The organism is Fundicoccus ignavus (assembly GCF_009659375.1).
GTDB lineage: Bacteria > Bacillota > Bacilli > Lactobacillales > Aerococcaceae > Fundicoccus > Fundicoccus ignavus.
The window spans coordinates 25,823-45,465 of the sequence record NZ_WJQT01000018.1; the positions used below are offsets into that span (position 1 = coordinate 25,823).

14 protein-coding genes are annotated in these 19,643 nt (G+C 36.2%); 12 read left to right on the forward strand and 2 right to left on the reverse strand.

Going from position 1 to position 19,643, the window contains the following annotated elements; all coding sequences use genetic code 11:
• Positions 1-78 precede the first annotated feature (78 nt).
• The 10 genes from glpO (at position 79) to GF867_RS10685 (ending at position 11,919) form a co-directional block, all read left to right on the forward strand.
• Positions 79-1,917 carry a type 1 glycerol-3-phosphate oxidase gene (glpO, locus tag GF867_RS10640; protein ID WP_153833090.1) on the forward strand — a complete coding sequence of 613 codons (1,839 nt, stop codon included), beginning with the start codon at positions 79-81 and terminating at the stop codon, positions 1,915-1,917.
• A 218-nt stretch (positions 1,918-2,135) separates the two neighbouring features.
• Positions 2,136-2,897, forward strand: coding sequence for a 30S ribosomal protein S2 (gene rpsB, locus GF867_RS10645; protein ID WP_153833091.1), 762 nt, complete (start codon positions 2,136-2,138; stop codon positions 2,895-2,897).
• Positions 2,898-3,119: 222 nt separating this feature from the next.
• Positions 3,120-4,001: a translation elongation factor Ts gene (gene tsf, locus GF867_RS10650; protein WP_153833092.1), complete on the forward strand. Its 882-nt coding sequence runs from the start codon at positions 3,120-3,122 to the stop codon at positions 3,999-4,001.
• A gap of 97 nt (positions 4,002-4,098) precedes the next feature.
• Positions 4,099-4,824 (forward strand): UMP kinase, encoded by a 726-nt coding sequence (pyrH, locus tag GF867_RS10655; RefSeq protein ID WP_153833093.1) that lies wholly within the window; start codon positions 4,099-4,101, stop codon positions 4,822-4,824.
• A gap of 108 nt (positions 4,825-4,932) precedes the next feature.
• Positions 4,933-5,466, forward strand: a complete 534-nt coding sequence (locus GF867_RS10660; protein WP_153833094.1) for a DUF1697 domain-containing protein — start codon at positions 4,933-4,935, stop codon at positions 5,464-5,466.
• A gap of 123 nt (positions 5,467-5,589) precedes the next feature.
• Positions 5,590-6,150, forward strand: coding sequence for a ribosome recycling factor (frr, locus tag GF867_RS10665; RefSeq protein WP_153833095.1), 561 nt, complete (start codon positions 5,590-5,592; stop codon positions 6,148-6,150).
• 305 nt (positions 6,151-6,455) lie between these two features.
• Positions 6,456-7,184 carry an undecaprenyl pyrophosphate synthase gene (uppS, locus tag GF867_RS10670; protein ID WP_153833096.1) on the forward strand — a complete coding sequence of 243 codons (729 nt, stop codon included), beginning with the start codon at positions 6,456-6,458 and terminating at the stop codon, positions 7,182-7,184.
• 112 nt (positions 7,185-7,296) lie between these two features.
• On the forward strand, positions 7,297-8,109 hold the full coding sequence (locus GF867_RS10675) for a phosphatidate cytidylyltransferase (RefSeq protein ID WP_253940804.1): 813 nt from the start codon (positions 7,297-7,299) through the stop codon (positions 8,107-8,109).
• 160 nt (positions 8,110-8,269) lie between these two features.
• On the forward strand, positions 8,270-10,096 hold the full coding sequence (locus tag GF867_RS10680) for an ATP-binding cassette domain-containing protein (RefSeq protein ID WP_153833097.1): 1,827 nt from the start codon (positions 8,270-8,272) through the stop codon (positions 10,094-10,096).
• Entirely contained in the window at positions 10,093-11,919 is a 1,827-nt protein-coding gene (locus tag GF867_RS10685; RefSeq protein ID WP_153833098.1) for an ABC transporter ATP-binding protein, read from the forward strand. The genes GF867_RS10680 and GF867_RS10685 overlap by 4 nt, the downstream gene beginning before the upstream one ends.
• 55 nt (positions 11,920-11,974) lie before the next feature.
• Here GF867_RS10685 and GF867_RS10690 read toward each other — a convergent pair whose 3' ends face one another.
• Together GF867_RS10690 and GF867_RS10695 are read right to left on the reverse strand one after the other, a co-directional pair.
• Entirely contained in the window at positions 11,975-12,736 is a 762-nt protein-coding gene (locus tag GF867_RS10690) for a sensor histidine kinase (protein WP_153833099.1), read from the reverse strand.
• Positions 12,729-13,454, reverse strand: a complete 726-nt coding sequence (locus tag GF867_RS10695) for a LytR/AlgR family response regulator transcription factor (protein WP_153833100.1) — start codon at positions 13,452-13,454, stop codon at positions 12,729-12,731. Before GF867_RS10695 ends, GF867_RS10690 begins: the two co-directional genes overlap by 8 nt.
• Before the next feature lie 270 nt (positions 13,455-13,724).
• Between GF867_RS10695 and rseP the strand changes: the two genes are divergently transcribed.
• Complete coding sequence (rseP, locus tag GF867_RS10700) at positions 13,725-14,999, forward strand: RIP metalloprotease RseP (protein ID WP_153833101.1); 1,275 nt, start codon at positions 13,725-13,727, stop codon at positions 14,997-14,999.
• An 83-nt stretch (positions 15,000-15,082) separates the two neighbouring features.
• Positions 15,083-19,390 (forward strand): PolC-type DNA polymerase III, encoded by a 4,308-nt coding sequence (locus GF867_RS10705; protein WP_153833102.1) that lies wholly within the window; start codon positions 15,083-15,085, stop codon positions 19,388-19,390.
• Positions 19,391-19,643 lie beyond the last annotated feature (253 nt).

A 19,643-nucleotide genomic window follows, 5' to 3' on the forward strand; every position in this document is an offset into this window, starting at 1 on the left:
TGTCCTTTTACACTGGGAAAGCACTACTAGCAAGTTGCGTAGTGCTTTTCTTGCTTTAACGAACTAGGAGGCGAATAAATGAAGAAATACTCTTACAAATTACGTCCGGATTATTTGAAGCAATTGAAGAATGAACAATTTGAGTTAGTTGTGATTGGTGGAGGAATTACAGGTGCAGGAATAGCTCTACAAGCTGCAGCGAGTGGAATTAAAACTGCTTTAATTGAAATGCAAGATTTTGCAGAAGGAACCAGTAGTCGTTCAACCAAATTAGTTCACGGAGGAATCCGTTATTTGAAGCAATTTGATGTGGAAGTAGTCGCAGAGACCGTTTCAGAAAGAGCAGTAGTTCAGAACATAGCACCCCATATTCCGAAGCCGGATCCAATGTTATTGCCTTTATACGATGAACCAGGAGCATCATACTCACCGTTTGAGTTACAAGTCGCAATGAATCTGTACGATTCATTAGCAAATATTCATGATGGTCCTTATGCAAACAAAAGTTTATCCGCACAAGAAGTATTAGAACGTCAACCTAACTTACTTAAGGATCAGTTAATCGGTGGTGGAGCATATCTAGATTTTAATAATAATGACGCTCGTCTAGTGATTGAGAATATTAAGCAGGCAGTTGACGACGGTGCAATAGTTGTTAGCCACTTGAAAGCAGTTGGATTTAGTTACCAAGAAGGAAAAGTTTCAGGAGTCATTGTCAACGACTTGTTAAATAATGATGAGGAATTTAAAATCCAAGCAAAATTGGTAGTCAATGCAACAGGGCCTTGGGTAGACACTGTGAGGCAACTTGATAAGGAGACCGAAAGTTTTCCAATGATGAGACCAACTAAGGGTGTTCATTTAGTGGTTGATAGCAGCAAATTATCTGTTAGTCAACCGATATATTTCGATTCAGGCGAGAATGATCAAAGGATGGTCTTTGTATTACCAAGGTTTGGGAAAACATATTTTGGAACGACGGATACAGATTATACAGAAGACTTAAAACATCCGCGTGTAGAGCAAGCTGATGTTGATTACTTATTAAAAGTAGTTAATCATCGATTCCCAACTGCAAACCTGAAATTGGCAGATATTGAGAGTAGTTGGGCTGGGTTGCGCCCACTCATTTCAAGCAATGCAGGGTCAGATTATAATGGAGGAAACAAACAAAGTCTTTCAGATGAAAGTTTTGAAAGTTTAGTCAATCTATTTGATGCTTATCGTGAGAATTTCGTATCTCGTGTGCAAGTTGAGAAAGAAATGAAGGCAATTTTAGATGAGAAAACAGAAGCAGGTGCTTCACCATCAAGTGTGTCTCGAGGTAGTGATTTATTGACGGCAGACTCCGGTCTGATAACAATAGCTGGAGGTAAAATTACGGACTACCGTAAAATGGCTGAGGGTGTATTAATAGAAGTCATTCAACAATTAAATGCTAGAGGAACTGACTTTCAATTAATTGATTCAGCGAATTATAAAGTTTCAGGCGGACAGTTTGCCCCTTCTGATTATGAGAAAGTGATGGCTGAACTAACTAGAAAAGCTGAAAAGAAAGGAATCGATCAAGTGTCTGCTGCTAAACTCGCGCATTTATATGGCACGAATATACCAACAGTACTTGCAGGATATAATGTCGCGAAAGCTTATGCTGAGAAATTCGACTATCCGCTTGATGTTGCTTTAAGTCTAGTTTATGCATTGGATTACGAAATGGTTTATACAGCCGTAGATTTTTTCTTGCGACGTACCAACTATTTACTATTCCAAATCGATGCCTTGGAAACCTTGAGTGAGCCTGTATTAAATACAATTAAAGAACACCTAGGGTTAAATGAACAAGAATCCACACTGCAGAATAATGAATTAAATCAAACTGTAGCAGAACATAGTTTAGCTTATTTAAAAGAAGGGTAATGATTCTAATTTACAGCTGTTTATTTTACAAGCAAAGTAGTTCGAAATAATTGCTTAAATAGGCTTGCGTTTTTCTAATTTATGACCTATACTAGTTAACGGTGTAAAAACCGAATTCACACGAACGTTGATGATGAGCAGGGTGCTTTCTCACAGGAGTCTATTCATTATAAGATGCGTTCGGAGGAAAATAAAAAACCAAATGGAGGAATTTAATTATGGCAGTTATTTCTATGAAACAATTGTTAGAAGCAGGTGTACACTTTGGACACCAAACACGTCGTTGGAACCCTAAAATGAAACGCTATATCTTTACAGAGCGTAATGGTATCTACATCATTGACTTACAAAAAACAGTTAAGTTAATGGATGATGCATACAACTACATGCGTGATGTAACAGCTAATGGTGGCGTTGCATTATTCGTTGGTACTAAAAAACAAGCTCAACAATCAGTTGAGGAGCAAGCTAAACGCGCTGGTCAATACTACATTAACCACCGTTGGTTAGGTGGATTGTTAACTAACTGGGATACAATCCAAGGACGTATCAAACGATTGAAAGAAATCGAAAAAATGGAACAAGACGGAATCTTCGAATTACTTCCTAAAAAAGAAGTTATCGAAATCCGTAAAGAATGGGATCGTTTAGAGAAATTCTTAGGCGGTATCAAAGATATGCCAAGAATTCCAGATGTAATCTTCATTGTGGACCCTCGTAAAGAGCGTATTGCAGTTCAAGAAGCTCACAAATTAAACATTCCAATCGTAGCTATGGTTGATACTAACTGTGATCCAGACGAAATTGACTACGTAATTCCATCAAACGATGATGCGATTCGTGCAATTAAATTAATCACAACTGCTTTAGCAGATGCTGTTATCGAAAGTAACCAAGGCGTAATTGAAGAAGACGTTGAAGAAGTATCTGATAAAGATTTCTTTGATAACTTATTCGAAACAAACGAAGAAACTAAATAATTCTTAATCATTTAGAACTTTAAGAAAGCTGTCTAAATCAGGACTATCCCAACAGGCGCTGAGCTTTGGACCTGTTTGGGCAGCTTTATTTAATAAGAAAAAATTATGTTTAAGCAAAAAATAGATATTATCTTTCAGTTGTGTGACAAACTTTGTTATACTAAGGAAGGAAACATTTATTATGTTGCTAAAGCGAACTATTTTAAGGAGGATTTTTTACAAATGGCGAATATTACAGCTAAACAAGTTAAAGAACTACGCGATATGACTGGTGTTGGTATGATGGATGCTAAAAAAGCATTAGTTGAGGTTGATGGTGATTTAGATAAAGCAATCGACTTTTTACGCGAAAAAGGTCTTTCATCAGCTGCTAAAAAAGCAGACCGTATTGCTGCAGAAGGTATGACAGCAGCTTACGTTGATGGAAACGTTGCAGCAATTGTCGAAATCAATGCTGAAACTGACTTCGTAGCTAAAAACGAAAAATTCCAAACTTTAGTAGATACAGTTGTTAAGGCAATCGTTGCTGGTCAACCAGCTGATATGGAAGCTGCTAACGCTTTAGAAGTTGACGGTAAAACAATCGCTGACTTAATCGTTGACGCTACTAACGTAATCGGTGAGAAAATTTCTTTCCGTCGTTTCGAATTGTTAACTAAATCAGATAACGATGCATTCGGTGGCTATATTCACGCGGGTGGTAAAATTTCTGTTGTTACTTTAGTTGAAGGTTCAACTGACGAAAACGTAGCGAAAGATGTTTCAATGCACATCGCTGCTATCAACCCTAAATATATCTCTCGTGAAGACGTTTCTGAAGAAGAATATAAACACGAAGAAAAAATCCAAACTGAAATCGCATTAAACGAAGGTAAACCAGCTAACATCGTTGAGAAAATGATTGCTGGCCGTATGAACAAATACTTAGCTGAAATCAGCTTAAACGACCAACCATTCGTTAAAGATGGCGATCAAAAAGTTTCTGAATATGTTGCATCTAAAGGCGGAAAAGTTACGAAGTTTGTTCGCTTCGAAGTTGGTGAAGGTCTTGAAAAACGTCAAGAAAACTTCGCTGATGAAGTTGCAGCTCAAATGAATAACTAATTAGATTGACTATTTCGCCCCAGTCCGCTGGGGCTTTTTTAAAGGCTATTTTATATAGCAGAACAGATAATATTCGAAAGTGAGAGGTGGAACATCCATGACTGAACCTAAATATAAACGCATTGTACTAAAACTTAGTGGAGAAGCAATTGCTGGAGAAGCTGGTTTCGGAATTGATCCTGAAACTATTAAGAGCATGGTTTCTGAAGTTAAAGAAGTACACGAATTAGGAATTGAAGTAGCAATTGTTGTAGGTGGCGGTAATATTTGGCGCGGAAATATTGGCTCTGAAATGGGTATGGAACGTGCTCAAGCTGACTATATGGGGATGCTTGCAACTGTAATGAATGCATTAGCTTTACAAGATGTATTAGAGAACAATGGTGTACCGACTCGTGTTCAAACATCAATCGATATGCGTCAAATTGCAGAACCTTACATTCGTCGTCGTGCAGAGCGTCATCTTGAAAAAGGACGTGTAGTAATTTTTGCTGGTGGTACAGGTAACCCTTACTTCACAACAGATACTACAGCAGCATTACGTGCAGCAGAAATTGATGCTGATGTAATTTTAATGGCTAAAAACAATGTTGACGGCGTTTATAATGCAGACCCTAAATTGGATGCTACAGCAACTAAATTTGAAAATTTAACTCACTTAGAAGTGATTGCTAAAGGCCTTAAAGTAATGGACTCGACAGCGAGCTCATTAAGTATGGATAATAATATTCCATTAGTAGTCTTTAACTTAAATGAACCTGGCAACATCCGTCGTGTTGTAATGGGTGAAAACATCGGTACAACTGTACAAGGTAAAGATTAAACGAATTCAAACAACGAATACCAGTAAAACAAGCAAACCTCAATTTCCTGTTGGACTCTAGAGTGTTAAGCAGTTTTACTGGTTTTTTTGACTATTAGGGAGGTTAACATGGGTTATATATTATTGTTAAGGGCCATCAACGTTGGTGGTCGTAATAGAGTCGTCATGGCGGAATTAAAGCAACAATTAGCAGACTTAGGTTTTACGCAGGTTATTAGCTATATAAATAGTGGTAACTTAATTTTTAATTCAACTCTAGATAGACACCAAACACGTCACACCATCCAGAATATGTTTCAAGATTTTTATGATTTTGAATTGCCTTTCGCATTAATATCCGTGACTGACTTTCGTCAAGAGTATGAAAATTTACCAGGTTGGTGGTTCTTGGATAATTTTTATCGCCAAAATATTTTGTTTTTCTTGCCAGCATATTTTGATACAAAACCGTTTGAATTGATGGAACCAGCAGGTGAACGAATTCATTTCGGAAATTTAGCAGTGTATTGGGCAGTTTTAGATGAAATGACTTATAAGCGTTCGAGTTATGTCAAGATAACAGGTGACGCTTTTTATAAGCAAGTGACGATTCGCAATTTAAATACTTTGAAGAAATTATATGAACTAAGTGAAAACTATTAAGTCAAAAATTCTATTTTAAAATATTTATACGTATTCTAAAGATTTAGTGAAACATTGTTAACAAGTTGCCGTGAAATATGGTACAATAAAGCAAATACATGTTTAATTACAGGAGGACTTATTATGTCTACAGATAATTTAATTAAATCAACTCAAGAAAGAATGACTAAATCAATTGAAGCTTACAGCCGTCAATTAGGTACTATCCGTGCGGGTGTAGCCAATGCGAGTATTCTTGACCGTGTGAACGTCATTTATTATGGTGTTCCAACACCTTTAAACCAACTAGCAGGTATTACTGTACCAGAACCGAGAATGTTAATGATCTCTCCTTATGATAAGAGTAGTATTGTTGATGTTGAGAAAGCTATTTTACAAAGTGATGTAGGTATTACACCAAACAGTGATGGCGAAGTTATTCGTTTAGTGATTCCAGCATTGACTAAAGAACGCCGTACTGAGTTAACTAAAGTTGTTGGTAAAGAACAAGAAGCAGCTAAAGTTGCGGTTCGTAACATTCGTCGTGATGCCATTGATCAAGCGAAAAAAATGGAAAAAAACAACGAATTAACTGAAGATGATGTTAAAGATTACGAAAAACAAATTCAAAAATTAACAGATGATGCAACAAAACGCATCGATGAAATTACTGTTGGAAAAGAAAAAGAAATTATGGAAGGTTAATCAACCTTTCGTTTTAAGAGTCTACTGCAGAGTAGACTCTTTTTATTTTATAAAGGAATATACATATGGGATAGCTATAATAGCATTTTTGTTTACTCTTCGAAGTGATTTTTGTGCGATGGTGCGATGAAGACCTGAAAAAAAGAGGAGAATAACTATAAAGATTTTAAATTAGTGAAAATGGTCTGAGGAATTCAAATTATGGGGATAAATATAAATTCATTTATATGATATAACCTTGAGGTTTAAGGTTTGCATTTGTTATAATGGAAAAGAATGTACGTCAATTTAGAGGAGTATATGTTATGAGTAATCAAAAATTTGAAATACCAGCACATGTTGCTATCATTATGGATGGTAATGGTCGTTGGGCTAAAAAACGTTTTATGCCACGAGTGGCAGGGCATAAAAGAGGTGTTGAAACAATTAAAACTATCACAATTCGTGCAAATGAACTCGGTGTGAAATTATTAACAGTTTATGCTTTTTCAACTGAAAACTGGGGAAGACCCGAAGAAGAGGTCAGTTTCTTGATGAAATTACCTTCTCATTTTTTTAAGAGCTTTTTACCACAATTGATTGAGAATAATATAAAAGTAGATTTCATAGGCGATGCAAGAGCGTTACCACAAGAAACACAGAACATTTTACACAGTGCGATTGAACAAACGGCGCATTGTACAGGTATGACGCTAAACTTCGCATTAAATTACGGTGGTCAACAAGATATTGTTGATGCTGTTAAACTAATTGCTACTTCAGTACAAGCAGGAGAACTCCAACCAGAAGAAATTGATCTAGCTAAAATTCAAGCGTCTTTAAGTACTGGGAAATATTTAGAGATTGCTAATCCAGATCTGATTATTCGCACAAGTGGTGAATTACGTTTAAGTAACTTCTTGACTTGGGAATCTGCTTATTCAGAATTCTATTTCACAGATGTATTGTGGCCAGATTTCGGAGCAAAAGATTTTGATTTAGCAATTGAAGATTACAACCACAGAAATCGTCGTTTTGGTAAAATTGAGGATTAAAATCGTTAATTAACACAATTGGTGCAATGCTTTGTAAGTCCTATTGTACTAGTTATTTAAGCGGTGTTATGATACAATATTAAAAGTGTACCTCAGTAAAGAGGAATAATAAATGATAGAAGGGTGGTATGAAATGAAAATTAGAGTATTGGGCGGCTTGCTTGCCTTAGCAGTTTTCATACCATTTTTAGTTGCAGGTGGCACTTGGTTCGCCTGGCTTGCTTTACTCCTCGGAATAGTTGGTTTATATGAATTAGCCACCATGAAAGGGATTAATTTTTTTAGCATCATAGGTGTTATTGCTTCGATAGCTTTAGCATCAGTCTTACTACCTGCAAATTACTTAAACTTAGTGATTTCGATTGATGATCCACATTTTATCTTTTACATATGTGGTCTAGTTTTATTAACAATGACGGTTTATAAACATAAGACCTTTAACTTTGTAGATGCATCAGTCTTAATGTTTGGTGCTTTATATGTTGGCTTCGGTTTTCGTTTTTTAATTCAGATGCGTGATATGGGAATCGCAACAATTGGCTATCAATTACTTGTTATTTGGGCAACTGACACTGGTGCCTATTTGACAGGGCGTTTAATTGGTAAAACGCCGTTAGCGCCGGAAGTGAGTCCGAACAAGACGGTTGAAGGTAGTGTAGGTGGCGTAATTCTTGCAGTTATTGTTTCGTCTATCTATTTAAAGTACGTGCCTACAAGTATCAATCAAGTGAGTCATATTTGGTTATTAACAATCATTATGTCAATTGTTGGTCAATATGGCGATTTAGTTGAATCTGCTTATAAACGTTATTTTGGCGTGAAAGATTCTGGGAAGTTTATTCCAGGACACGGTGGTGTTTTAGATCGTTTTGATAGCATGATTTTTGCTAGTTTTACTTTTATGATTTGGCTAAACTTTTTTTAACTATAAATGAATTATTAAGCGAAGCATTCAGTTGCTTCGCTTTTTTCTTTTTTAGACAATTACCGTTCGTGGACTTAAATGAACAGTTCGTTTAGTTTTTTTACATTAATTGTGTATTTTGGATAAACTATAAGAACAGAAGAAGAGGGGGAAGATAGATATGAAAATTAAATGGCGTAACTTTAAGTTATTGTGGCAACTCATCCATGACTATAAGCCGACAATTATTCTATGGATGATTGTCAAAATATTAGTTTCAGCCATCGTACCATTTATTCAAATCCTAACAATGGCAAAAGTAATTGAGTGGTTAACTAATGGCATGGAAATTATACTGTTTATTCAAAATTTATCCCTATGGCTAATTGCTGTTTCAATTTTAACATCGCTAGAAGTCTTTTTGAAAAATAAATTTGATTATTTCTCAGAAACGTTTAGAATCCAATTGATTGAACCAGTTATCTCTAAACAAGCTTCTTTAGATTACCCATTAATTACTGGAGAAGAAGGTAGTAAGAAATTTTGGGATGCAATGATGCTACTAGATTATCGAGGGACGTCCTTAGGCAGAATTTTTGATGAATGGTTAGCCATTGGCACAGCTTTTTTTTCGGTTATTCTCTATTTTTATACACTATTCACGTTAGAGAAAAATTTCCTTGTGGTGTTGGTAGTTGTGCTAGTAGGCTTAATTGCATTAAAAAGAAAGCAACAACGTTTAAAAGAAGCTGAATTACCAAATACATTAAAAAATTGGCGCCAATTTAATTATCTAGAGAAAGTCATTGGAGATAATCGGATTGCTAAGGATTTACGATTGTACCATATGAAAGGTTGGTTTCAAGCAATCAAAACTCAATTAAGTGCTGATTATTTAAAATATACACGCTCTTCAAGACGTCACCAAAGTATAGAGAATGTGTTTGTTTCTCTTGCATTGATAATGATGACATTGCTAGCATACCTAAGAAGTATAGAATTGATTAGTCTTGGAGAAATTATTCTTTCTGAATTTGTCGTTTATGTTAGTGTTGTAACTTTAATTACTCAAACTCTCATGAACTTAGTCAATCAACTTAATTCATTAAATGTTAGTTTAACAGAGGTCTCTGCGTATGTAGAATTCATGAATCAAGCACCGGTATTTAAGCAATCGTCCACAATCACTGTTCCTAAAGAAGTAAACGAAATATCTTTTAAGAATGTAAGTTATACTTATTCAGGGAATACAGTGCCAACGTTAAATAAGATTAGTTTTACCATTCGACCAGATGAAAATATTGCCATTGTTGGAAGCAACGGTGCAGGAAAAACGACATTAATTAAGCTGTTAATAGGCTTATTAATGCCAGATACGGGCGAAATACGGATTAATGGGATTAAAAATACGGAATTTGCGATCAAGGATTTATATTATTTGTTTTCCCCAATCTTTCAAGAATCCGTTGCATTTACATTCACAATTAGAGACGCAATTATCAATGGATCTACATATGATGAGGACAAATATTTGAAGGTGTTGAAAGAAAGTGGTATGGATAAAATAATTGATAAATTACCTAACGATGACGCAAGTCATTATGTAAAGGAAGTTCATTTTGACGCAGTTCAACTCTCAGGTGGACAATTACAAAAGTTGAAAATGGCTCAAGCTTTATATAAAGATTCAGCAGTATTGGTATTAGACGAACCAACAGCAGCCTTAGATCCGATTGCTGAAAGTAATGTGTATCAATCATTCGAGAGTTTTTCAAAAAATAAAATTTCAATTTTCATTTCTCATCGTTTGGCATCAACGCGATTCTGCGATCGCATTTTTTATCTAGATGATGGGAAGATTATAGAAGCTGGAACTCATCAGCAATTGATGGAACAAAAGGGTAAATACTTTCAATTGTTTGAGACTCAAGCGTTTTATTATAGAGAAGATATAGGAAGAGAATTGAAAGATCAAGAAGGAAGCCAAGAGCTTGGGGGTGTATTATGATAAAAAATCAAGCGATTTTTTTGCGGGCATTTAAAGAAATTGTGAAAAACAATCCAAAAGCGTATGTTATGCATCTCATTAAAGCTTTTTGTGACCATAGCCTAGTTTTCATAAATCTAATTTATATGAGCCAAATATTAAATGAATTAGCTAATAACCAGTTTGCGGCGGTGAAGCATATCGTTGGTGAATATCTCATTATTTTCACCATTTTGCGCTTAATTAGTGATTTTTTAGGACCAATGGTAGATGATGAAAAAGTACTTGTTAGACGAAAAATTAGTGAACAACCTTATGAAAAAATGATGCGCATGAATTTCCATTATGCAGACCAAGCGGACACTCACGAGAAACTTCACCGTATTAGTAGAGATATGGTTCAGAATCACTCGAGTATGCTTCAAATTGCTACTCAATTGTTTGATTTTGTTGAGAATGTCATTCGTTTCGTTTGGGCACTCCTACTTTTAATGCCATTGTGGAAAGTTTCTGTTGCCAACATCGAAAATCAGTGGCGTTGGATTAATTCATCTTGGCTGACGTTCTTGCTAGTAATATTAATAATCATCAGTACGATTATGCAGACAAAATTAATGCAGAGGGTATATAATTTTGTCGGTGATGAAAGTGACAAAACATTGGAAACGAATGCTATGAGTTACTACATAACGACTAAACTTTATGATTCAGAGAATGGGAAAGAGATTCGACTGTATAATTTACATAAATCACTTAAGAAGATATCGCAAGAACATACCATAAGCATATTGGATTGGTATAAAAAATACTATAGTAAAAACCAATTAGCTGTATTATTAACGAATATTGCTTCTCAATTTTTAACATGGTTTCTTTATTTGTTGATTGGAGTGAGGGTGTTAATCGGTAGTTTGCCATTATCGCTTGTTATTCAATTATCAGGTGCGCTTAGTCAATTGATTGCAATTTTGCCCCAGTTCTTAAATTTTGTCTCAGTTTTTGCTCAAGTCGAACCATTAGAAAGATACTTTGAAATAATGGATTACCCCGAAGAAGAAACGAAAGGTAGTTTGCACGTTGAAAAACGTTTAGATTATAATTATGAAATTGGTGTAGAAGAGTTGTATTTTGCCTATCCAGAGGCTGAGGATTATACGTTAAAGAATATTACAGAGCAATTTGAAATCGGTAAAAAGTATGCAATTGTAGGAGAAAATGGCTCAGGAAAAACGACGTTTATTAAAGTGTTAATGAGACTTTATGAAGCAACTCAAGGGCAAGTAATTATGAATAATATTGCTGCAGAAAAGTACAGTTTATCAGAATATTATCAACTCTTTAGTGTTGTCTTTCAAGACTATCGCTTACTTAGTTTCACAATTGGCCAGAATATATCAGTGGGTAGAGACTATCATAAAAAGCAAGCAGATTTATATGCTCAACAAGTTGGACTGAAAGAAACACTAGAAGAATTACCACTGGGTTTGGACACCTATTTGGGTCAGGAATTTGAAAGTGATGGTATCAATTTATCCGGAGGACAAGCGCAGAAAGTTGCCATTGCACGAGCCTTATATAAAGATGGTTCTATGATGATTTTAGATGAACCTACAGCAGCGTTAGACCCAATCGCTGAATTTGAGATTTATCAGAAGTTTTCTACTATTACACAAAATAAAACAGCTTTTTTTATCTCACATCGATTATCGAGCTGTCGTTTCTGTGATGAAATACTCGTGTTTGATGCTGGCGAAATTATTCAAAGAGGTTCACATGATGAATTGCTTGCAAAAGAAGGTAAATACCAAGAGTTGTGGCAAGCTCAAGCACAATATTACGTCTAGTCAATCTTGAAGTCATTGTAACAATATGTCATAGCCCGAGGATAGTCAATTTGACTTATTCTTGGGCTATTTCTATATTAGGTTCTATTGGAATTGTAATCTCAGTTGCAAAAACTCCTTCTTCCCAGTTGCGTTTGATGATACCATCATATTTATCGACCACTTGATTAATGCGATTTAAACCATAACCTACTCGGTTTGGAGCTTTCCAAGACAGGAAATTTTGTTTAGGGGCTTGTGTCATAGAATTCGTAATGCTGATGTAAAGGTTGTTCTTTATAGGGGCGATATATAATCTAATAAACTGGTCAGGAGCTTCATTGTTATTATTTTTGGTATATTTTATGGTTACCGTAGTAGCTTCTAGCGCATTGTTGAGTAAATTTCCAATTAAAACTGCAAGATCTACTTTATCGATGGTTAAGCTTTCGGGTGCTAAAGCTTGAGCGACTATGTTAACGCCTGATTTTTTAGCGCGAGTTAATTTGGTGTTGACCAATGAATCTATCATCGTATTGCCAGTTCTGATGATTGTGTCTACTTGGTTCAATTCATTGGTTAGTTCGAGTAAATAGTGTTTTAACTGTTCATATTCTTCTTGACTAAGAAAAGCAGACATTACTTGTAAGTGATTGCGGTAATCGTGTCGAATTCCTTGCATTTGTTGATAAACAGTGGCTACTTCTGTTGTGTAGTCATCTAGTTCTTTTTCTTGTTGCTTAAAAAAAGCAACCTCTCTCTTTAATTTTAACGTATAGATGATTAAACCGATAAAAAACAGGATGACGAGGCTGTTAATTGTCCAATAGCTATTCATAAAAGACCTCTTTTCTATAATAATTAACGAAAGATGCTTGTACTACCTTGCTTAGTCTTTTGGAAATTGGGATAGTTTCATTATTGGTGAGTCGAACAGATTGTTTAGATAGTTGCGTGATATGTGATAAATTAACCATATAGCTGCGATGAGTGCGAATGAATCGTTCGTCGACTAAAGTAGCTATATGAGAAAAGGGTAGATTGACTCGTAAGCTTTCTTGTTCTAGATTAATGATTGTTTGATGTTTAGCCGCCTCTAAGTATAGAAGGTCATCAAGATTTAACTTAAGCTGTGTCTGTTGATAATCAACAAGAATGTAAGTTGATTCTGTAGGAGTTTGATCAATATAACGATTTAAGATTGAATTTATTTTTTCTTGAGAGATAGGTTTTAGAATGTAATCTAATGCATTGACTGAATAGCCATCAAGAGCGTATTCTACGAAAGCAGTAATGAAAACCAAGGTTAATTCTTGATTGTTTTCGCGGATTTTCCTAGCAACTTCCATCCCATTAATATCTTTCATTTGAATATCGAGAAAAACAATATTTAAATCGGGCAAATCTTCTAATGCGAATAAAAAAGCTTCGCCGCTTTCGAATAAAGTAGATTGAATAGAATATCCAATTTTATCACCAGCTATTGTAATCATATTGTTCAACAGATTAAGTTGAAGGGGATCGTCATCCACAATGGCAACTTTTATTAATTTCATATAAATACCACCTTAAAGTTATTCAATATTATTTTAACAAAGTTATAGTTTGAATGACAGTATGGTTTTGGATAATGAATGTTAAGTGACATTTTTATTGTTTTCTTTTTTCGTAAATATCTAATGCTACAGATCAAAATGGAATAGGATTCACCAAATAGCTTTTAGTTAATTTTACATTTACTAGTAAATGAGCTAAAATTAAGGATGTTAAATTGTCGGAATAATGAAAGAATTAATCAAATTAAAATGTAGAGGATTGAAGCGTATATGCAGACATTGCAAACGATTATTGTGTTTTTAATCATCTTTTCAATCATTGTAGTAATTCATGAATTTGGACATTACTATTTTGCGAAAAGAGCAGGGATTTTAGTGAGAGAATTTGCGATTGGTATGGGGCCAAAACTTTTTGCCAAACAGGGTAAAGACGGCACGACATATACTATTCGTATGCTGCCACTCGGTGGTTATGTGCGCTTAGCTGGTCTGAATGAAGAGGAAGCGATTCAAGCTGGGATGCAAGTTGGTTTAGTGTTGGATGATCAAGAGCAAGTGATAGCCATTAATACGACAGAGCGTTCAGAAGTTGATGAATTACCTGTTCAAGTAGACCAACTCGATTTAGCCAACGAGATGTATATTGATGCGATTCCTGTCGGTCAAACTGAAAGTGTGCGTTATTCAGTCTCTAAGATAGCTCAAATCATTGAAGCAGATGGTACCCGTGTGCAAGTTTCACCGATTGAGACGCGTTATGAGTCAGCAAACGTGTGGCAGAAAATGATGACGAATTTTGCAGGTCCAATGAATAATTTTATTCTTTCAGTCATTGTATTTGCGATAGTCGGCTTAATGATGCCTGCTATTCCAAGCAGTAGTTCAGAAATTGGTGATGTCATTGAGGGGAATCCGGCAGCAGAGGCTGGTATGTTATCAGGTGACCGAATCATTGAAATTGATGGGCAGAGTATTTCCTCTTGGAATGATGTTTTAGGGACGATTCAAAGTATGCCCGGTGAAACAGTGATAGTGGTGGTTGAACGAGATAATCAAGCGCTTGATTTAACGATTGAAATTGGAAGTATTCAAGTGAGTGACGACAGTCAGCCAGTTGGACAAATTGGTGTCTACGCTGCACAGAAAACGGGGTTAATCGATCGTTTATTGTATGGTTTTACGGCAACCTGGGGTGTTATCGCTAGTGTATTAGGAGTCCTTGGTAGTATGTTTACAAAAGGCTTTGATATCAATATGTTTGGTGGACCCGTTGCAATGGCTGAGGCAACCAGCGAAGTGGTTAATCAAGGCTATACCACAATACTTTACTTCATGGCACTCTTAAGTACTAACTTAGGGATTGTTAACTTATTACCTATTCCTGCTTTAGACGGTGGGAAAATAGTGTTAAACTTAATTGAAGCAGTACGTGGTAAACCATTAAGCCAAGAAAAAGAGGGAATTATTACCATTATCGGTGTGATTTTCTTGTTTATCTTAATGATTGCTGTAACTTGGAATGACATTAGTCGCGTATTCTTTTAATCGATAATTATTTTGAATGTTTTGAAAGATAGTCCGTTAGTATTTCGATACTCACGGACTATTATTAACGAAGGGAGCATTGTATGAATGACAATCGTCAATTGTTCGAATTATTAATCGAACAAATTCAGATCAATGATGCGGATATACTCGCAGCAATAAAAACAGTGGAAATAGAAAAGGTAGATGTGTACCCTGACTCACGTTTATGGCATTTTTATTTAAAAAGTCCTAAACGTATTCATCCAGATGCCTTTAGTATTTTTTCACATCATGTGAAGTCAGCCTTTAGCGAAATTGCGACGGTCGATATTTGGTGGGAGTTTGAAGATAATTATGTAGATAGTCAAGTTATCCTTGATTTCTGGCAAGCAATTCAAAGTGTCTTTGGGCAAGAGAAACCATTCTTAAAAAACTGCCTGAGTCAGGCGAGCACAAAAATTGAAGAAAATCGTTTGGTTGTCGGTTTATCTAGTCAATTACAAGTAGATATGTTAGAAAATCAATACAATGACATTCTCAAGTTACGATTCAAGCAAATTGGTATTGATGATCTTGAGATTGAATATTATGTTGATGAAGATTTAAATGAACAAGAAAAAAATGATGTTATCCAACGCCAGAGTGATGAAGATGAGCGTAGCTTAATTGAAGCACTTGAAGCGATGGAGATGAACGAGAATAAAAAAGTGAAAGTAGTCGAAACAACAGGCGATATCGCACCGATTGGAAAAGACATCCCTGGCGTTTCACCAACACCAATTGTTGAACTAATTGATAATCAATATCGCCAAGTCATTGAGGGTTACGTCTTTAATAAAGAGGTGATTTCATTAAGAAGTGGTAATGAATTATTGATTTTAAAGATTACCGACTACACAAGTTCTGTTGCGGTTAAAGTAATGAGTGGCCGTAATATTAAAAACGAACAATTACACCAGTACGGTAAGGGAGACTGGTTACGGCTAGAAGGCGATATGATCCCGGATAACTATTCGGGAGAGATGGACTTTAGACCGCGTAGTATTCGCAAAATAAAGAAAGCAACGCGTCAAGATAAAGCACCTGAAGACCAAAAACGTGTAGAACTACATTTACATAGTAATATGAGTATGATGGATGCAACCAACTCGGTCAGTGATTTAATCGCACAAGCAGCGGAATGGGGCCATAAGGCAGTTGCCATTACCGACCATGCAGGAGCGCAAGCTTTCCCAGATGCTTTCGCGGCGGCAAGTAAACATGGGATTAAAGTGTTATATGGTATTGAAGCTAACGTCGTTAATGACGGCGAACCAATTGCCTATAACCCGCAACCGATTGAATTAGAAAAAGCCACTTATGTTGTGTTTGACGTGGAGACGACAGGTTTATCTTCAGTATATGATTCAATTATTGAACTAGCGGCCGTTAAAATGCATGAAGGCAATGTCATTGATACCTTTGAGGCCTTTATTAACCCTGGGCATCCATTATCTGCCTTTACAACTGAATTAACCGGCATTACGGATGCAATGCTAGCGGATGCACCAAGTGCTGAACCTGTCTTGAAAGACTTTATCAAATTCTGTGAAGGCACTATTCTAGTAGCCCATAATGCTTCATTTGATATTGGTTTTATTAATAAAGGTTATGAAAAAATAGGTGAAAGCCCTACGGAACTTCCAGTTATCGATACATTAGAATTATCTCGTCTCGTCAATTCACATTTAAAATCTCATGGATTGAGTAGATTAGCCCGACATTATAGTGTTAATCTTGAACAACATCACCGTGCGATTTATGACTCGGAAACAACCGGATTAATTATGATCAAATTGTTAGAACAAGCTAAAGAACAGTTTGAGATGGAGTATCATCATCAATTGAATGATCAGATGGGTAAAGGTGATTCCTATAAACAAGCGCGCCCATTCCATGCGACTTTACTCGCTAAAAATCAAGACGGCTTAAAAGATTTGTTCAAAATAATATCCGAATCGAACGTCAATTATTACCACCGTGAGCCTCGCGTACCAAGAAGCTTATTAAATAAATACCGTGAAAATTTACTAATTGGAACGGCATGTAACAGTGGTGAAGTCTTTACCGCCATGATGCAAAAAGGTTACGATGAAGCGAATGAACTCGTCGGCTTTTATGATTATATTGAAGTCCAACCAAAATCGGTCTATGAAGTATTGATTGAACAAGAATTAATTCGTTCAGAAGCTGATTTAGAACACATTATGCATGAAATGGTTCGCCTAGGAAAAGAAAACAACAAACTGGTTGTAGCAACTGGGAATGTTCATTATCTTGAAGAGAAAGATTCAGTTTATCGAGAAATCCTATTACGTTCTAAGAAAATTAACGCGAATCGTCAAATGTTCTTCCCGCCTCTTCATTTCCGTACAACTGATGAAATGTTAGCAGAATTCGCTTTTATGGGAGAGGACTTGGCTTACGAATTGGTCGTAACCAATCCGAATCGTATTGCAGACATGATCGATGAAGTTGAAGTCATCAAATCTAAATTATATACACCAAATATTGAAGGTTCGAACGAACAAATTCGAGAATTAAGTTATAATAAAGCCCATGAATTGTACGGACCAGATTTACCAGATATTGTTGAGAAGCGAATTGAAAAAGAATTGAACAGTATTATTTCCAATGGATTTGCGGTTATTTACTTAATTTCGCAAAAGCTTGTTCATAAAAGTATGGAAGATGGCTATTTAGTAGGTTCGCGTGGTTCGGTAGGATCAAGTCTGGTAGCGACATTAACTGGGATTACGGAAGTTAATCCATTAGCTCCGCATTATTATTGTCAGAATTGTTATTTCAGTGAGTTCTATACAGATGGATCCGTTGGTTCAGGTTATGACTTGCCAGAAAGAAGTTGTCCACATTGTGGTCAAGCACTCAAGAAAGAAGGGCAAGACATCCCCTTCGAAACCTTCCTTGGTTTCTATGGTGATAAAGTACCCGATATCGATTTGAACTTCTCTGGAGCTTATCAAGCTCGAGCGCATGCCTATACTAAAGAATTATTTGGTGAGGATTACGTTTACCGTGCTGGAACTATTGGTACAGTAGCTGAGAAGACAGCTTTTGGTTATGTTCGTGGATACCTAGAATACGAGCAAAAACGTTTGCCTCAAGCTGAAAAAGAACGACTTGCTAAAGGGATTGAAGGAGTTAAACGTACAACTGGACAGCATCCGGGTGGGATTATTGTTATTCCTGACTACATGGATGTCTATGATTTTACACCGATTCAATACCCGGCCGATGATGTGAATGCCGAATGGAAAACGACTCACTTCGACTTCCACTCGATTCATGATAACGTTTTGAAACTAGATATTCTAGGACACGATGATCCGACCATGATTCGTTTCCTACAAGACTTAAGTGGTATTGATCCTATCTCGATTCCGCCAACAGATCCTGATGTCATGTCGCTCTTTAGTAGTCCGGATGTATTAGGTGTCACACCTGAACAAATCTTCTCGAAAACAGGAACCTTAGGAGTACCAGAGTTTGGTACGGGCTTTGTACGAGGGATGTTAGAAGAAACAAAACCTAATACGTTTGCTGAGTTACTACAAATTTCAGGATTGTCTCACGGGACTGATGTATGGTTAGGAAACGCGCAAGAATTAATTAAGAAGAAGGTTGTTCCACTCGCGAAAGTTATTGGTTGTCGTGATGATATCATGGTCACGCTGATTCAATATGGCATGGAAGATGGTTTAGCATTCAAGATTATGGAAAATGTGCGTAAAGGTAAAGGGATTCCAGATGACTGGCAAGAAGAAATGCGCGCTAGTAAAGTGCCGGAATGGTATATTGAATCTTGTTTGAAAATTAAGTACATGTTCCCGAAAGCCCATGCGGCAGCCTATATTTTGATGGCTTTACGCGTTGCTTACTTTAAAGTTCATCATCCAATTTATTACTACGCTGCATATTTCTCAGTGCGAGCAGGCGATTTTGATATTATTGCGATGCATCAAGGAAAAGAAATGGTGAAGCGTCGAATTCGTGAAATCACAGATAAAGGTTTCGACAAGTCTACGAAAGAAGCCAACTTACAAACTGTTCTTGAAATTGCGAATGAAATGCTAGAAAGAGGCTTTACATTCCAAATGGTGAGTCTCGAGAAATCACACTCTGATGAATTTATTATCGAAGGTAATAGTCTGATACCTCCGTTCAGAGCAGTACCTGGACTGGGTGCGAACGTTGCCAAGCAAATCATTGCGGCGCGTTCTGAAGCCTCTTTCTTATCAAAGGAAGATTTAGCTAAACGTGGGAAAGTATCAAAGACTATTATGGAGTATTTATCTGACCAAGGTGTATTAAATGGTCTGCCTGAAGAAGATCAATTAAGTCTATTTTAATCATAAGCAGTTCAACTCTTTGGGGTTGAGCTGTTTTTCTGTTTCACCGAATGAAGAAATTCCGATAAAGGGGGGGATTTCTAAGTAGCCACTGGACACAAAAAAGAAGTTCTACGCCTTTAAAGAATGAGGGTTTATGTTACTATTTTGGCAGAGGTAATACCATTGTTCTTAAAGTAACATAAGTTATTCAAATTGATTTCAGAATAACCTTGACATGTTTCGAAATCGAGATTATACTAAAGTAGTAGTA

Coding starts and splice junctions, on each gene's coding strand:
- glpO (WP_153833090.1), top strand. CDS start 79: ATGAAGAAATACTCTTACAAATTACGTCCGGATTATTTGAAGCAATTG.
- rpsB (WP_153833091.1), top strand. CDS start 2,136: ATGGCAGTTATTTCTATGAAACAATTGTTAGAAGCAGGTGTACACTTT.
- tsf (WP_153833092.1), top strand. CDS start 3,120: ATGGCGAATATTACAGCTAAACAAGTTAAAGAACTACGCGATATGACT.
- pyrH (WP_153833093.1), top strand. CDS start 4,099: ATGACTGAACCTAAATATAAACGCATTGTACTAAAACTTAGTGGAGAA.
- GF867_RS10660 (WP_153833094.1), top strand. CDS start 4,933: ATGGGTTATATATTATTGTTAAGGGCCATCAACGTTGGTGGTCGTAAT.
- frr (WP_153833095.1), top strand. CDS start 5,590: ATGTCTACAGATAATTTAATTAAATCAACTCAAGAAAGAATGACTAAA.
- uppS (WP_153833096.1), top strand. CDS start 6,456: ATGAGTAATCAAAAATTTGAAATACCAGCACATGTTGCTATCATTATG.
- GF867_RS10675 (WP_253940804.1), top strand. CDS start 7,297: ATGATAGAAGGGTGGTATGAAATGAAAATTAGAGTATTGGGCGGCTTG.
- GF867_RS10680 (WP_153833097.1), top strand. CDS start 8,270: ATGAAAATTAAATGGCGTAACTTTAAGTTATTGTGGCAACTCATCCAT.
- GF867_RS10685 (WP_153833098.1), top strand. CDS start 10,093: ATGATAAAAAATCAAGCGATTTTTTTGCGGGCATTTAAAGAAATTGTG.
- GF867_RS10690 (WP_153833099.1), bottom strand. CDS start 12,736: ATGAATAGCTATTGGACAATTAACAGCCTCGTCATCCTGTTTTTTATC.
- GF867_RS10695 (WP_153833100.1), bottom strand. CDS start 13,454: ATGAAATTAATAAAAGTTGCCATTGTGGATGACGATCCCCTTCAACTT.
- rseP (WP_153833101.1), top strand. CDS start 13,725: ATGCAGACATTGCAAACGATTATTGTGTTTTTAATCATCTTTTCAATC.
- GF867_RS10705 (WP_153833102.1), top strand. CDS start 15,083: ATGAATGACAATCGTCAATTGTTCGAATTATTAATCGAACAAATTCAG.